The 15,977-nt window shown below is 47.9% G+C and carries 14 protein-coding genes; 5 read left to right on the top strand and 9 right to left on the bottom strand.

Annotation, left to right across the window (positions count from 1 at the left end):
* Positions 1 to 7: 7 nt before the first annotated feature.
* From SFV55_RS10640 to SFV55_RS10615, 6 genes are all read right to left on the bottom strand, one after another.
* Positions 8 to 2,035: an SPOR domain-containing protein gene (locus tag SFV55_RS10640; RefSeq protein ID WP_320029479.1), complete on the bottom strand. Its 2,028-nt coding sequence runs from the start codon at positions 2,033 to 2,035 to the stop codon at positions 8 to 10.
* Between the two features lie 157 nt (positions 2,036 to 2,192).
* Positions 2,193 to 2,762, bottom strand: coding sequence for a phosphoribosylglycinamide formyltransferase (locus SFV55_RS10635; protein WP_320029478.1), 570 nt, complete (start codon positions 2,760 to 2,762; stop codon positions 2,193 to 2,195).
* Positions 2,763 to 2,854: 92 nt separating this feature from the next.
* Positions 2,855 to 3,268 (bottom strand): GtrA family protein, encoded by a 414-nt coding sequence (locus SFV55_RS10630; protein WP_320029477.1) that lies wholly within the window; start codon positions 3,266 to 3,268, stop codon positions 2,855 to 2,857.
* Positions 3,252 to 3,800: a 5' nucleotidase, NT5C type gene (locus tag SFV55_RS10625; protein ID WP_320029476.1), complete on the bottom strand. Its 549-nt coding sequence runs from the start codon at positions 3,798 to 3,800 to the stop codon at positions 3,252 to 3,254. The genes SFV55_RS10630 and SFV55_RS10625 overlap by 17 nt, the downstream gene beginning before the upstream one ends.
* Positions 3,801 to 3,871: 71 nt before the next feature.
* A complete protein-coding gene (locus SFV55_RS10620; RefSeq protein ID WP_320029475.1) occupies positions 3,872 to 4,168 on the bottom strand; it encodes a muconolactone Delta-isomerase family protein in 297 nt (98 codons plus the stop codon).
* A gap of 9 nt (positions 4,169 to 4,177) precedes the next feature.
* The gene (locus tag SFV55_RS10615) at positions 4,178 to 4,399 is read right to left on the bottom strand and encodes a hypothetical protein (RefSeq protein ID WP_320029474.1); all 222 of its coding nucleotides are present in this window, start codon (positions 4,397 to 4,399) and stop codon (positions 4,178 to 4,180) included.
* A gap of 299 nt (positions 4,400 to 4,698) precedes the next feature.
* Between SFV55_RS10615 and SFV55_RS10610 the strand changes: the two genes are divergently transcribed.
* From SFV55_RS10610 to SFV55_RS10590, 5 genes are all read left to right on the top strand, one after another.
* Positions 4,699 to 6,840, top strand: coding sequence for a peptidoglycan-binding domain-containing protein (locus SFV55_RS10610; protein ID WP_320029473.1), 2,142 nt, complete (start codon positions 4,699 to 4,701; stop codon positions 6,838 to 6,840).
* Between the two features lie 247 nt (positions 6,841 to 7,087).
* On the top strand, positions 7,088 to 7,666 hold the full coding sequence (nudK, locus tag SFV55_RS10605) for a GDP-mannose pyrophosphatase NudK (RefSeq protein WP_320029472.1): 579 nt from the start codon (positions 7,088 to 7,090) through the stop codon (positions 7,664 to 7,666).
* Positions 7,667 to 7,737: 71 nt separating this feature from the next.
* Entirely contained in the window at positions 7,738 to 8,829 is a 1,092-nt protein-coding gene (locus tag SFV55_RS10600; protein WP_320029471.1) for a phytase, read from the top strand.
* Positions 8,830 to 8,925: 96 nt separating this feature from the next.
* Positions 8,926 to 10,560 carry a T9SS type A sorting domain-containing protein gene (locus SFV55_RS10595; RefSeq protein ID WP_320029470.1) on the top strand — a complete coding sequence of 545 codons (1,635 nt, stop codon included), beginning with the start codon at positions 8,926 to 8,928 and terminating at the stop codon, positions 10,558 to 10,560.
* 323 nt (positions 10,561 to 10,883) lie between these two features.
* Positions 10,884 to 13,772, top strand: a complete 2,889-nt coding sequence (locus SFV55_RS10590; protein WP_320029469.1) for a TonB-dependent receptor — start codon at positions 10,884 to 10,886, stop codon at positions 13,770 to 13,772.
* A gap of 9 nt (positions 13,773 to 13,781) precedes the next feature.
* On the opposite strand, the gene SFV55_RS10585 is transcribed toward SFV55_RS10590, so the two are convergent.
* The 3 genes from SFV55_RS10585 to SFV55_RS10575 form a co-directional block, all read right to left on the bottom strand.
* Positions 13,782 to 14,168, bottom strand: coding sequence for a type II toxin-antitoxin system VapC family toxin (locus SFV55_RS10585; protein WP_320029468.1), 387 nt, complete (start codon positions 14,166 to 14,168; stop codon positions 13,782 to 13,784).
* The gene (locus SFV55_RS10580) at positions 14,147 to 14,380 is read right to left on the bottom strand and encodes a hypothetical protein (RefSeq protein WP_320029467.1); all 234 of its coding nucleotides are present in this window, start codon (positions 14,378 to 14,380) and stop codon (positions 14,147 to 14,149) included. Before SFV55_RS10580 ends, SFV55_RS10585 begins: the two co-directional genes overlap by 22 nt.
* 63 nt (positions 14,381 to 14,443) lie before the next feature.
* Positions 14,444 to 15,934, bottom strand: a complete 1,491-nt coding sequence (locus SFV55_RS10575) for a leucyl aminopeptidase family protein (protein ID WP_320029466.1) — start codon at positions 15,932 to 15,934, stop codon at positions 14,444 to 14,446.
* Between the last annotated feature and the right edge of the window lie 43 nt (positions 15,935 to 15,977).

Below are 15,977 nucleotides of genomic sequence, written 5' to 3'. Positions count from 1 at the left end.
GGCAGGATTAAAGATTTACCCGCCCATAACGTTCACCATTGGTGTATTTCACGATGAAAGCCAGGGAAAATCCTTTTTGTTTCACCGCTGCCAAAGCGCGTTTGGCCTCCTCTTTGGTATAAAAAGTAGCCACCAACACCCGAGTCATTTGTTTGCTCAGGATGGTTTCTGTTTGCACACTGCCCAACTCACTCATGGCAGCATAACGCTTATCCGTAGGGCTATACGTTTTTAGTGCAGCCAGCTGGATTTTGTAATACTCCCCCTCGTAGCGCGGTGCATCGGTTGAATATTCCTCTTTGTCTGCCGGACCAGCTCCTTTCGCCGTGTATATTCCACCACTAGGGTTGGCATTAGGGAGGTTGGTCGAAGGATTATTCGTTCCTGGATTATTGGGGTTACCCAATGGTGGATTGGCACCTGGAGTGGTAGTATTGGGATTGCCTGCCGGATTGGTATTCACCACCGATCCACCCAGTTTTACCAACATCAGGGGCTGGCCATAAGGTTGCCCAGTAGGATTTTCGGTCACAAAGTTGTAGGCACCCGTAGCATAACCTTGCGCGGTAATCTCTACTCTGAACTTGCGGTTGGGCAACAATTCCAAATCGTAAGTACTGGTATTGAATTCGCGGTTGAGCAGGATGGATTCCGACTCATCAGCACGGATTTCGTACAAAGTTAGCAAGTATTTATTGATTGGCTCGCCTGTTTCCTGGGCAAATACGCTGCCCTGGAGCTTGGCCACCACCAGTTTACTTTTGATCTCAAAAATATCGTCGTCCTTGGTAGTCAGTTTTTCACCAGCTACAATCCGGTTAGAGACCAGGAAACCTCCCTCACCGTCATTGTGTTTGATGAAATAATAGTCATCGGCTGGCGAATTGTAGGGCAAGCCCATATTGTCCGCTGGTGCCCAGCTGCTCAAATCTCCCTTGGAACTGTAAATGTCAAAACCACCAATGGAAGTTTGGCCATTCGATGAGAAATAAAGCGTACCCTCACTTGAGTTGAAATAAGGAGTCATTTCATCGCCCAAAGTATTGATAGATGAGCCGAGGTTGATCGGGTTGGAAAAGGCATTGCCAGTTGCACTCAAGGGGCGTTCTACGTACCAGAGGTCCATGCCACCACGGCCACCCGTGCGGTTGGAAGCAAAGTAAAGGATTTCTTTACCGTTGTTCTGTACCACATGAGGTTGGGTTGAGGTGGTACCTTTGGCATTGATGGCTTCGGGCAACATTTCCGGTGCAGACCATCCCGTTGCCTGTTTGCGGATAACGTAAATTTCACAGCGGGTAGTGCGGTTGGAGAAGGAACTGGCTGCATCACAAATGGTGAAGTAGAAACGTTGACCGTCTGGAGTCAAGGAGCCATGGCAATACTGACCTTTTTGGATCACCGGAAAGTTGTCGGGGGTAGCGCCTTTGCCCCAGGCATTATCGGCCAGAGAAGAGCGGTAAATGCGGGCGGTTCCACCGATGGTAGAAGAGAAATACAGCAGGCCTTTGTCGATGGGCAGGGGGCCAAACTCATTGTCGCTGGTATTCACCCCTGCACCGGCGAAATTGACCTCGATGCCTTGCTGGGCCTGAGCAGGCAATAATTTACCCAATTCACAGCCTTGTATTTCAGTTTGTACCATGTCTTCAATGACAGCTTTGCCATCGCCGCTATAGCTGTCCCGAAAATCACTGAAGGCTTTCGAGGCCTTGTCGTACTGCCCATCTTGCTTAAGGCTGCGGGCGTATTTGAGCCCTACCAACGGGAACTGATCGTTTTTGTCTTTTACATTGACGTAGGCTTCAGAGGCTTTGCGGTAATTGCGCAATACGTAGTAGGCCTCGCCGGCTTTGAAAATGGCTTCAGGCTTTTTGCCTTTTAACCAAGACTTTTCAAAAAAATCGGCTGCCTGCACATAGTTTCCTTTGGTGTAGGCTTCTTCACCTTGTTTCATTAGTTTTTTGGCGCTTTGAGCGCTAAGGGTGCAGATGAGGCTGAAGTTCAACAGCAGAAAAACAAGCTTTCTCAACATAGCGTGCTTTTTTCTCACAATCGATCTTTTCTTGGTTTAAGGTAAAGATCGGCTTGTCAGACATATGAAAACAAATAATTATTAAGTATTGGGCAAAAATAAGTATCCATTTTCTTTAAAAATGAAACACTTATTTTTCATTGCCCCAAGGGTCAATTTAAAACCTTTGCAGCAATTGATCAATAACTTCCGCGTAATGTTTGTGTTCCAATTTCAACACTTTCCCGGCAATGTCTTCCGGAGTGTCCGTAGGAGAAAGTTGACAACGGGCCTGGAAAATAATTTGACCTTCATCGTAGCGTTCATTCACATAGTGGATGGTCATTCCACTTTCCAATTCACCAGCCTTCTTGACCGCTTCGTGAACATGTTTGCCGTGCATTCCTTTGCCCCCGTATTTGGGCAGCAAAGCCGGATGAATATTGACAATTCGACCTTGAAACGCTTCGACCAGGTAACTTGGTATCAACCACAAAAACCCAGCCAAAACAATCAGAGAGGTCTCATATTTATTCAAAACAGATACTACATCTTCCGTTTCATAGAACGTTTGCCGGTCGATTACTATTGAATCTACCCCAAAGCTTTCAGCAATTTTTAACACTCCTGCGTCCGAACGATTGGAAATGACCAATTGAACACTCACATCTTTACGTTCAGCAAAATATTCCAAAATCTTCCGGGCATTTGAGCCTGAACCGGAAGCAAAAATGGCAATGTTTTTCACTTGGCTCTTTGTTTTGGGTAAGATACAACAAACTTTTTTGTTATAAACAATAATGCAGCAAATCCGGGAAAGTTACAGGTCAAATAAGCCATTTAGATCATTTTCCCTTCAAAAACCAGCCTTTTCAGGTAGAAATTGTAAAAAAACACGATACCGGAAGTGAGTAATTTGGCTAAAAGTGCATTTTTCTGAAAGAAGGGCAGGTAATTGTCCAACAGGTAAATGATGCCCGTACTCAACAACAAACCGCCCAAAGACACCAGCAGGGCCAGCCCAAAGGCCGACCAAACCGAGCGCTTCAGTTCAAATACAAATTGCTTTTGCAGCATAAAATTCACCAGCACTCCTGCTGCATAAGCAAAAGGTTGAGCCAGGGTAGCTGAAAATTGTAAGCCATTCTTCAGCCCAAAAAAAAGGGCATAATCAACGGCGGTCGCAATTCCAGCCGAGGCCGCGTATTTGAGTTTGAGCTGAAGTAAAGATTTGAGTTTATCGATTAATGGCATAGCCTTGTTTTTCGCGCTCAAAAAAGGCCAAGACCTCGGTCCAGTTGTTGACCCGGGTGAATTCGGTCTCGTTCAGGTTGTGTGGAGCGGTGAAGAGCAAGCCTTTTCCCTTAAAGGTGCGCAGATTAAATGCGTGATCATCGATGAGGTAATCCGTGCCGATGATGCTTTTATCGCCACAAAAAACAAAATTCTTCCAGGAAATATTCGGGAAATATTGGAGCAACCAATCGTACTTGTCTTCGAGGCTGTTGCGGAATTCCTGGGCGGCGGTTACAAAAAAGATTTCGTGGCCATCTTCCAAAAGGCTTCGGATGCCTTCCTGAGCACCGGGAATCAGCGGTAGGTCAGCAAAAAAACCTTTTTGGTAAAGGGCTTCGCGAAGGTTTTCCCCACCAGGTAAGGCATACAGTTTTTTGCCATTGTATTCTTCTTCGGTGGGTCGGCGGCCATTGATTTGTTCGAAGAGGGTCAAAAATTTAGGGAGGACGTCGGCTACCACCTCGTCCATGTCTACGGCGATGCGTTTCATGCTTGGGTTGATTTTGTGGGCACCGTAGAGACGCACGGCTGTGCGTCTCTACAATGATGGCACAAATATCTTTAATTCATTGAAAAGTGCAGCGCCAAATCCGCCGTATTGTGAAACATCAATTCCGAAATGTACGGATGCATGTGGTCACTGAGGGGCAATTGGGCAATGGTTTCCATTACCTCAAATTCTGAATCCGCTTCCATGATCACCCACAACACAGAACGATCCATTGCCAGGGAATAGGACCGAATTTTGCCTTCCGACATGAGGTAATCCACCGTGTTTCTCTGCTCGGGAATCAGGGCAAGAAACTCTTCGGAGAGGCTTTCAGGGAGTTCAAACTCCACCATGTAAGTACGCTTCATATAGAAATCTTAGGATGCTAAAGCTTTAAACGAAAAACCGCTCCCATCGTTACGAAAATGGAGCAAAGTTTCAGTTTTATACGAAAAATTTTCATCAAGGGTCACTTCGCCATCCAAAATATACGCTATTGCGTTAAAATTTTCAGCAATTTCGACGAAAGTTTTTCCTTCTTCTTTCAAACTACCCATCTGAATGTTTTCACTCTTTATTATATTGGCAACTGTTCTCATGTTTAAGTTCTTCTTAACAGTAGTTTATACAACAAATTCAGTTCCATAGTAGTTTAACTGCCTAAATGACACTTTTTACACTACAAAGGAGTCAAAACCTGACATTTATGCCTACTTTTGTGGCGAGAATATCATTTTTACGTCAATAGAGTTTAGAAGGGTTGAGCAGTTGAGCGGTTGAGGAGTTTAGAAGTTGAGTTCCAGTCACTGAGCTAGTCTAAGTGCGGAGACCTCAACATCTAAACTCCTCAACTCCTCAACTTCCCTCAACCCCCTCAACCTTAAATTATCATTTTCCCATGCTACGGATTCAACTTTCGCTTTTTTTCATTCTTCTGCTGGGCGCAGCACCTGCGCTATTTGCCCAAAGCAGCAACAGTTATTACACCATCCTGGTAGGTACTTTCTCTGGCAATCGTCCGGAAAACTACAAGAGCCTGGAAAAACTGGGCTTTTTGTTTGCCAAGGAGCGCCCCAATCAAATTTTTGACGTATACCTCGGAGGCTACGATACGGCCCTGGAAGCGGCAAAAATTCTGGACCAGGTCAAAAAGACTGGCTTTTCGGCAGCAAAAATTCAACAGTATGTGGTACGCGACAACCAGTCGGTTGCCTCTATCCAAATTGCCAGTTTCGATGCCAACGCTCCGGTTACATGGAATAAGTATCAGGCTCTGAGCGGTGAGTTATTTGTGATCCCCAATGAACATGGGGCCAAATTGCTCTCCGGCTTTTATCCAACTATTGAAGCAGCCAAAAAAGAATTGCCCAAAATTCAGGCGATGGGTTATGCCGATGCCTTTGTGCGTACGGCCCATCCCACTTTTTTGCACCAAATTGGCGGCTTTGAAACCGGTACTCAGCTCAAAGAAGTGAGTGCAACCGCACAAATTGGCCCCAAAAAGACCAACGTTGCGGTTTCTAAACCAGTGCAACGTCCACAACCTACTTTCCTGCCAGTGGATTACCAGCTCGATAATCCAGTGAATTCTAATATTGCGGGGCTTCCAGGAGTGAACAACAACCCAAACAATACCACCAACAACCCAGTCTACAATCCTGGCAACCCCAACGCGAACAATACTAACGCCTCGGTGCCTCCGCCCAGCGGAAATCCCAACCGCACGGCCCCTGCTGGCAATGGCCAGGCCCAATTCAAGTGGGATACTCCTGGAGCAAATACCAATCCGCCCAACACCCAGGCCAAAGGTGCCCAGGTTCCCGTTTCTTACGAGGCGCCCAACAATCCGAACAATGGCAATGGCAATGGCAATGCCAATACCCTTAACCCCAATAATCCGAATCCCAACCCCGGTACCGCTAACCCTAACAACACTTACGGCAACGCAGCTCCAGGCTACAACTACAATTCGAACTCAGGAGTAAAAGGCGCCAATGTGCCACCCGCCAACATGAACGGCAACAATGCGGTGCAACAGAACAATCAAGCTCCTGCTCCGGTGGCCATTTATCGGGCCTCAGTGAAGGAGTTGCAACAAGCTTTGGCGCAAGAAGGAGCCTACCGCAGTGGTGTTGATGGGTATTTTAACGCAGCGACCGAACAGGCTTATGACTTTTTTCAGGAGCGGAATCGCCTGATGACCCGCTACGCTGCAGCTGCACAGGTGAAGGAGGAAGATACGAATACAGCAACTTCGCGCCTGAACAACATGCTGAATCACCTGGATAAAGACGCCAACCCCATCGCCAGCCTGGCCAGCATCAACCACCCGCTGTCCAAGGCATACATGGCATACAATAGTTTTACCTCAAGGGGCCCAGGCTTTGAAACCAACAACCTGATGAATGGGGCCATTCGGGAGGTATTCTCCAGTCGCAACGTGAGCAACCAGATCAGTTTTGACAGCAAAGCGGCTTATGCCTATACCGATTTGCGGCAGTTCATGCTGCACTTGTACTTCCTCCATGCCGCGCTGGGCGAGGAATATCCACTGCCCTGCTGGTTGAATGACAAGCACCCTGAGGCGAGCGCCGAAGCGCAGGGGCTATTCAATGCTTCTTCTGCGCTGCCCTTGCCCACCCAGTCTTGTGAGGAGCAAGCGGGAGCAGAACAAAACAGCAGCAAGGTATTGCAACTCCTGGCTGAAGACATTGGGGTAGACAAACCTGCTGAGGCTCTGCTCAAACAAGCGGCAGATCACCGCACCCAATTGTTGGCGGGTAAAGTACAGGTTTCGGCCGCCGAACAAACCCAACTGGACGCCTGGTCGACCGAACTGATGAACAAACTCAACATCTGGGCGGCGCAAGATCCTTTGCACGCTGAGTTGGTACGTACTTTCCGCGTGGTGTTCTACCAAACCCAAATGGAGCTGGAAAACCATTTCATCAACCAAGGTATGCCGGTGCCTAAGGCGCGGTACATGGCGCTGGCTACGGAGCATACGTTGGTGAGTCCGTTTTTGCAGCGATTTGAGTAAAGTGATGAGTGAGGAATGATGAGTGATGAATTGCTGCCGCAGAGGCATTGACAATTCATCACTCATCATTCCTCATTTATCACTCAATAAAGTTTGTAATACCCCATTTTTTCGCTTCAAAATGAATATCCAGCAGACCTAAATGAGCATTCGGTGCGTTTACCTGATGCGTTGTAAAACTATTGTCCAAACTTTAGCATCTTTACCCGCAACTCTTCACCCAATTTTTCATTTTCATTTAAAACCCATGCCCAATCTCCGCAACATCAACACCGAAGTCCTCTCCAACAACTGGTATACCCTTCGCAAAGTCACTTTCGAAATCCAAAAACAAGACGGTACTTGGGAAACTCAAAGCCGTGAAGCTTACGACCGGGGCAACGGTGCCGCCATTCTGTTGTACAACCCGGAACACAAAACCGTTATCCTCACCCGCCAGTTTCGCATGCCCACCTATGTCAATGGCAATGCCGACGGCATGATGATCGAAGCTTGTGCCGGGCTACTGGATCAGGACAACCCCGAAGATTGCATCCGCCGCGAAACCGAAGAAGAAACGGGCTACCAGGTGCGCGATGTGCGCAAGGTTTTTGAAGCCTACATGTCGCCGGGTTCGGTGACCGAAATCCTCTACTTTTTTGTCGCCGAGTACAGCCAGGACATGCAGGTGAGCGACGGCGGTGGACTTGATCACGAACAGGAAAACATTGAAGTGCTGGAACTGCCGTTTGCGCAGGCGCTGGCGATGATTGAAAGTGGGGAGATTAAGGATGCGAAAACGATCATGTTGTTGCAGTATGTGCAGATTCAGGGGTGGATGAATTAACCTACTCTTTACCCTCAAGACCAGTTTAGTTTACAGTTATCGGGTACTTTTGTCCAGATAAACGCACTACAATGCCGCATCTGAGACTTTTTGCCTATTTGATTCTTGCCATTTTGATCCTGACTTTTTGTGAAAAAAAAGCAGCTGACCAGCCTCCTTTTCCCAGTTTTGGCGCCGAAGCCGAAACCGAACCCGTGCGCCTTGCCATCGAAGACGATGCTGCCGACGATCCTTCCATTTGGGTCAACCCGCAAGATTCCAGCCAAAGCCTGATCATTGGCACTGTAAAACATTTTGGCATTGAAGTGTACAATCTGCAAGGCAAACGCCTCCAATCCTACCCCACTGGCGACCCCAACAACATTGATGTCGCGTATAGTTTTGAACTCAACAATGGCAAAAAGATAGACCTCGTAGGCTGCTCCGAACGATCCAAAAATGAAATTTACCTCTACCACATTCAATCAGCGGCTGGCGAGTTGCAGGCCATTCAAGCGGCCCCTATCCATTCCAGTGTCGATGAGGTATATGGTTTTTGTTTCTACCGCAGTCGGGTAGACAGCCAGCTTTACGCTTTCGTCAACGGGAAAAATGGGCAGCTTGAACAGTGGCTTCTGCAAGCTGCCGACTCCAACAAAATCGGGGCCAAAAAAGTGCGCACTTTTCAAGTCAGTTCTCAGCCCGAAGGTATGGTGGCCGACGCCCACTATGGTTTCCTCTATTTGGGCGAAGAGGACAAGGGCATCTGGCGCTTGAACGTTGAAAACAAGGCAAAAAACGAAGTGAGTTTCCTCGCCAAAAGTGGGCAGGACAATCCCAACATCACTTTTGATGTGGAAGGTTTGTGCCTTTATCCAACCAGCGACTCTACTGGCTACTTGCTTGCTTCCATTCAGGGCAACAACTCTTATGCGGTGTTCGAACGCAAAAGCCCCAATCGCTACCTCGGTAGTTTTCGCATTGCGGATGGGAGAGTGGATGGCACTGCGGAAACGGATGGCATCGATCTCTGTCCAAAAAACCTGGGTAATCCCTTTCAGGAAGGTGTATTGGTAGTACAGGATGGGTTCAATGTGCGCCCCGATGGAAAGCCCGCCCCACAAAATTTCAAACTGATTAGTTTGAAAAAACTAAGCGCCTTTTTGAATGATTTAAGACAATAGGTGCAGCTTTACAATTTGTTCACAATCAGTAAACTTACAGGTAAGCTTGGGGCAATACCTTACTCCCAATTTTTACAATTAACCTAAGCTGACTTTATGAAACAATATTTACTCTTAATTTTATTACTCCTTACGGTTGGAGTTGGACTCGATGCCCAAACCAAAAACCTGAAAATTCGCCGCAGCATCCTCGTTACCGATACCATCGTAGACGAGCAAGCCAAAATTGCGGTCTCTTCTGACGACGCCGAACAAGAAAATGACGAAATCGACGCCCTCTACGACGATGACCTGGATGCAGGTTGGGAAGGCGCACCCGAAGACCGCAACGTACTTAGCATGGGTATGCGGTTTCGCAACCTGGCGCTGCCACGTGGTGCGCGCATCGATTCCGCCTTCATCATCGTATATTCGCACGAAGGCAAATCCAAAGATGATGTAGCCAAATTGACCATCACTGCTGATGCCAACGACAATGCGCCTACCTTCACCGAAGACTCCCTGATCACTGCCCGCCGTCGGACTACTGCCAGTGTCCGCTGGGAAGTGGCAGAAGCTTGGGGCCTTTGGACGCCTCACCGCACCCCTGACCTGAAAAGCATCGTGCAGGAAATGGTCAATCGCCCCGGTTGGAAAGCGGGTAACCCCATCGCCTTCATCGTTCTAGGCGAAGACCAAGGCCCCAGCGAAGTAGAAAATGCCCGGGAATGGGAGTCTTTTGAAAACATTGCTGATCCCGGTGATGGTGGCGACGGCCAGAACCACCCCGAAAGAGTGCCCGAACTCCTGGTGTATTTCAGCATCGGTGGCGCCCAAGTGGAATCGACCATCATGATCACTGATACTATTGTGGACGAAGAGGCCAAGTTGGCGGTATCTTCCGACGATGCCGAGCAGGAAAATGACGAAATTGATTCCCTCTTTGACGATGACCTGGATGCAGGCTGGGAAGGCGCTCCTGAAGACCGCAATATTCTCTCCTTGGGTATGCGATTCCGCAATATTCTGATCCCTCAAGGTGCCAAAATTGATTCGGCTTACATCGTGGTTTATTCCCATGAAGGCAAATCGACTGAAGATGTCGCCCGCATCACCATCACTGGCGACGCCAACGACAATGCGCCGACTTTTACCGAGGACTCACTAATCACTGACCGGAAGCGCACTAGCGCCAAAATCCTTTGGGAAGTAAAAGAAGCCTGGGGACTCTGGACTCCACATCGCACGCCTAGCCTGAAAGCCATTGTAGAAGAACTCGTCAATCGCCCGGGATGGAATCCAGGCAATGCCATGGCGTTCATCTTCCAAGGGGAAGACCAGGGCCCTAGCGAAGTAGAAAATGCCCGCGAATGGGAATCTTATGAAAACATTGCCGATCCAGGCGATGGTGGTGATGGCCAAAATCACCCCGAGAGAGTACCCCGTCTGGTGATTCGTTATTCTTCTCCAGATATGGCCACTTCCACTCGGGCGGTATTTGACGCTTCCGTGAAAGCCCTGAAAGTATACCCTAACCCCAGCAAAACGGGCGAGGTGACTTTGGAGTTTGAGCAAAGCGGCAAAACCAGCATCCGTTTGTACAACAACCAGGGCCAATTGCTGCGCGCACAGCAAAATGACTTTGGCAAACAAGTACGTTTCCAAACTGCTAATCTGCCAACTGGCGTGTACTACATCCAGGCCCAGCAAGGGCAGGATACTTATGTACAAAAGCTGGTCATTGAAGAATAAATTTTGAGCTGGACTAAACAGTTCGTCATCCCGGATTTTTGAAAAGCCAAAATCGGGCTAAAATCTAATCGCGGAGCGATTGAATTTTGAATAGCCCCGGTCGTCCGGGGTAAATAGTTGGGGAAAATGGGCGGCAACCACGGCAGTGGTTGAACTCAATTGAGCTAAAAGTTCAACCGCATCCGCGGTTGTGAAACCTTTTCCTACCGAAATGACCCCGGACGACCGGGGCTATTCAAAATTCAACCGCTTTCGCGGTTTGTTCTCCCAAAAATTCGGGATGAACCATGTTTAGTAAACTATACCCTACCATAAACCAATCTATGGCGACTTTACTCTATTTCTATAAAAAACATGCCATCTTCTTGGCTATGCTTTTGCTTCCTTTGCTAACGCTAGCTCAGCAAAATACCATCTCGGGCAAAGTCATCGATGCCCTCAGCAAGGAAGCCTTGGTAGGTGCTACCATCCAGATTGAAGGCACCGACCTGGGCACTAGTTCCGATGCCAATGGTTTGTTCAATCTCAGCGGGATTGCAAAAGAGGAAGTAGTACTCAAAGTCGCCTTTGTAGGTTACGAAAGCATTAGTTTGCGCCACAATTTTGGTAAAAACCCTGCCCCAGTGCTCAGCATTCGGCTCCAGCCTACTTCAGTTGCCCTGGCCGAAGTACAAATTCAAGGCAAAGCCGAAGGCCAGATTCGCGCCATGATTGAGCAAAAAAAAGCTGAAAACATCAAAAACATCGTCTCCGCCGAGCAGATTGCCACTTTTCCCGATATGAATGCCGCAGAGGTCATGCAACGCATCCCAGGCATTACCCTTCAACGCGATCAGGGTGAAGGGCGTTTTGTACAATTGCGCGGCACCCCACCCGAACTCACCAACTTCAACGTCAACGGTGAACAAGTACCCTCTCCCCAAGGCGGTGTGCGCTACGTAGGTATGGATATCATCCCCGCTGACCAAATCCAGTTCATTGAAGTGTCCAAAGTAATGACGCCCGATATGGACGCCGACGGCATTGGCGGCTCGGTCAACATCAAAACCAAAGAAGCTGCCGACGCCATTCCGGATGTGCGGGCCACTTTTGCCAGTGGTTACAACAACCTGCGCCAAAAGCCCAATTACCAGTTTCAATTCACCTACGGCCAACGTTTTGGCAAATTTGGATTTAACCTCAATTCCAGTTTTTTCCAAAACAATCAAGGCAGTGACAACATCGAATACGAATTTGTCAAAGGCCCTTTCTTTGGTAACCAAAACGCTGGGGTCAATAACTTCCAGGTGCAATACCGCGAAATGCAATTGCGCCACTACGACATCACCCGCACCCGCATTAGCGTGAGTCCTACCTTTGATTTTCGCTTCAACAAAAATTCCATGCTCTATCTAAGGGCAATGTACAATAGCTTTAATGACGATGAAACCCGCCGCCGGCTCATCTACGAACTCGACGATGCGCTTTCGGAAACCTATTACCTCTACGGTGGCGTAGTGCACGATGTGCGCGATCGGGTAAAAAAGCAGGGTTTGTACACCTTAAGTTTGGGTGGTGAGCACAAAATTGGTCAGGCTACCTTTGATTATCAGGTATTTTACGCTCTGGCGGAAGAAAAAGAACCCGATCGTCTGGAAGCCGCTTTTGAAAGCCCCGGCCAGGCCATTGCCATATCTTTCGATACCACAGATCGCGATTATCCCCGCATCAAATTTCCAAATGCAGCCAACGCTGGCAATGCCACCCGTTACAGCGATTTCACCTTGGATGAATTGCTGCTCGAAAATCGCAGCGTAAGTGATAAAAACTTCACACCCCGTTTCAATCTGACGATCCCCTACTCGTTCAGCACTAGCAGTAAGGGATATGTAAAGTTTGGTGGAAAAATTCGGATGAAGGATAAGGCGCGTGATATTCGTGCTGAAAGTTTTGGCGCTTACACTGCTCAATCCACACTGTATCCTGGTGTGGGGCCCAAGTTGTCCCTGGTTACGGTAAACGATGGTTTTTTGGAGGAGAATCTGCTCAATCAAGGTTATACCCTGCAATACATGCCCTCACCTACCTTACTGCGCAACTTTTACGAGTTTTATCCCCAGCATTTTGTGTACGACCGCAACGCTACCCGCACCCAATCCTTTGGTGAAGACTACACCGCCAAGGAGCGCATTTACGCCGCCTATGGCATGTTTAGGCATGATTTTGATCGCTTGATGGTATTGGGTGGCTTGCGTTTTGAACAAACGGATATTGATTACCAGGGGGCAAAAATTTTGCTCAATGGCAATCGTTTTGTAGGCATCGATACCCTGGAAGATCAGCGCACGCATCGCTTCCTTTTGCCCCAGTTGCAATTGAAATATGCTGTGAATGAAAATTTCAATTTGCGTGCAGCTGCCACTTATACCTACTCTCGTCCCAATTTTGACGATGTATTGCCCTATCGAGAGCAAGACCGTGAGTCCGTAAAGTTTGGGAACCCCAATCTGCGCTATCCGCGATCCACGAATCTCGATTTTTTGGCCGAACGCTACTTCCGTAAAGGTTTGATCTCTGGGGGTGTTTTTTACAAGCAAATTGAAGACTTCGTCTTTTTCTTCAAACGTTTTGCCCATGAAGGGGATCCCAAGGATTTTGGGCTGGTAGAAATCACCAAGGCCATCAACGGCAATAAGGCGGAAGTGTACGGGGCGGAATTTCAGGCGCAGTTTAAGTTTGATTTTTTGCCAGGCTTTTTGAAAAACTTTGGGGTATATACCAATTATACTTATACTTTTTCAGAGGCCAAAATCAAGCAGCGTCTTCCAGCGAATTTTACCGATGCAGTAGTCGTCTTTGGTGAGGATGACGCCGATTTTTTCTCCCCGGATCAAAAACAGGAAACGATTCCCTTACCGGGACAAGCTCAGCACACGGCCAATTTCGCCCTGTTTTTTGACAGCAAACGTTTCTTTACCCGCCTTACGGCCAATTACCACGACGCCTTTTTGTCACAATTGGGTGCTGACCGTGATTTGGACGAGTACTACGACGAGGAGTTTCGCCTGGATTTTACGGCCAATTACGACCTGACCAAAAACCTGAATGTGTTTACCGATGTGATCAATTTGACGAATACGCCCCTGCGTTATTACCTCGGTGATTCTACAAGGGTGAAACAGCAGGAATTTTATTCGTGGTGGTGTAGGTTGGGAGTGAAATTGAATTTTTAACGGATTGGATTAAAAAACCACTAATGTAGAAATCCGTTGAAAGTGCCCAATATTCAATGTTTTGACTGGCAGGCCATTGGCCAATGCTGTGGCTGCGATCAAAATGTCTGCTACTTCAATCATTTTTCCTTTTCTACGCAAATCTTGGTATATCAATCCAGCAGATTGAGCAGTTGCTGTATTGAATGGTAAGATTAAAACCTCTTGTAATAATGTGTCAATCTCTAACTTTTTTTGAACATCAGTTGCGCCACTATACAATTCGAATACAGTGATTGCAGATGCATAGAATACTGTATTTGTTGGTAAATTTACTAAGCTTGTTTGTGGTCGATTTCTGGAACGTAGGTATTCGACGAAAATCGATGTATCAATTACCACTCCTGAACTTGCCATTGATTAATTGCGTTTCTTGCATTTTCTATCTCCAATACATCTTCATCAGACCAAACACTTATTGAAGCAATTCGATTTTTGTAATCATTATAGTCGAACTCTTGCTCGTGTTGTGTTTTTTGTTCGACGAGCAAAAATTCCAGGAAAGCCAAAAGTTGCCTTTGTCTTTCAGCATCCAATAATTCAATTTTTTTTAGGATTGACTCGCCCATTGTGGTGCATTTAGTTCGTCAATTTAAATAAAAACCAGCAATAATCAAAATTTGTTGAGGAATCTATGCATCTCCCTGCCCCATCAACCACTCCACCAATAACCTCACCCCAAACGCCGTCGCCGATTTATGCGGCAAAAAATCCACATCGCCATAAGCCACCCCCGCAATGTCGAGGTGCGCCCAGGAAGGGTGCTCATCCACAAACACCTCCAAAAACTTGGCCGCACTGATCGCACCCGCCGCAGGTTTTCCGCTGAAATTGCGCAAGTCCGCCACGTCGGATTTGAGTTCGTCTTTGTACACATCCCAGAGTGGTAAGCGCCACAAGCGTTCGCCGCTATACTCTCCTGCCAGGGCCAGCGACTCCGCCAGTTGGTCATCATTGGCAAAAAGGCAAGCGGCATGGGCACCCAGTACCCGCGCCGCACTTCCGGTGAGTGTAGCCAGGTCCACGATACTATCTACTTTGTAATTGCGTACCAGGTAAGAGAGGGCATCCGCCAGGATGATCCGCCCTTCAGCATCCGTATCGGTTACTTCGATGGTTCGGCCACTGTAGGAGTCGATCACGTCGCCCGGCTTGAGGGAATCGGCATCTACACTATTTTCGGTGACAGGGGTAATGCCAATCAAATGGAAGGGCAATTCCAGGCGCGCCGCTACTTCAATCGCCCCATACACCGCCGCCGCTCCGCTCATGTCACTTTTCATGTGGTGCATATTGGCCGAAGGCTTGATGGAAATTCCGCCCGTATCGAAGGTCACTCCTTTACCCACCAATCCAATGGTCCGGGTTGCCTCTTGTGTTGGAACGTATTCCATAACAATACAAACGGGCGGTGCGGCACTGCCCTGATTGACCCCCAACAGCGCATAAAATCCTTCCGCCTCCAATTCAGCTTTTTCCAATACGCGCACGGAAAAATTACCTCTCTGTGCCGCCGCCCGGGCAAAACTGGCCAAATGAGCGGGCTGTTTTTTGTTGCCAGGAGCATTGATCAGGTCATAAATGCCCAATTGGGCTTCGGCGATCACCTGGCCTTGCGCTACTGCTTTGGCTACTGCTTTCGCACTAACACTTGCGGGTAAATAAAACTCGATGGCTGCATCTTCCGTAGCCAAAGGGTGAGTTTCAGTTGACTTACTCTTGTATTTCCCGGCATCATAGGTGCCCAGATAAAGGCCATTGACCATGGCTTCGATGCAAACAATGTGTTGGTCGGCAGGCAAAAGAGCCGCATCGAGGTAGATGCCCAGACTTGTAGACAGTTTGCTTTTTTGGCGTGCAGCAAACAAACGCGCGGCGCGCAATACTTCGGCAAAATTTACCTCTCGCCCCAATCCCAACAGAAAGACTTTACAATCAGGGCCGTACAAAACCGTGGTTTCGCCCGTTTCCGCCTTAAAATCTTCCAGCGCAGCCTTGAAGCTTACGCCAATTTGTGTGCCAATGTGTTCAAGGTTTTGTATCCACTCACCTTGATTGTTGCTTACAGGGATCAATAATTGTTGTGCTCCCGCGACCCAGCCACTCTGCCAGTTTATTTTCATTTTCCCGACCGAACTTTTCCTGCTAAATGAAATTTTATCCTAA

Source organism: Haliscomenobacter sp. (assembly GCF_033763495.1).
Classification (GTDB): domain Bacteria; phylum Bacteroidota; class Bacteroidia; order Chitinophagales; family Saprospiraceae; genus Haliscomenobacter.
The sequence above is the reverse complement of the archived record's forward strand: the minus strand, read 5'-3'. Positions and strand labels throughout refer to the sequence as shown.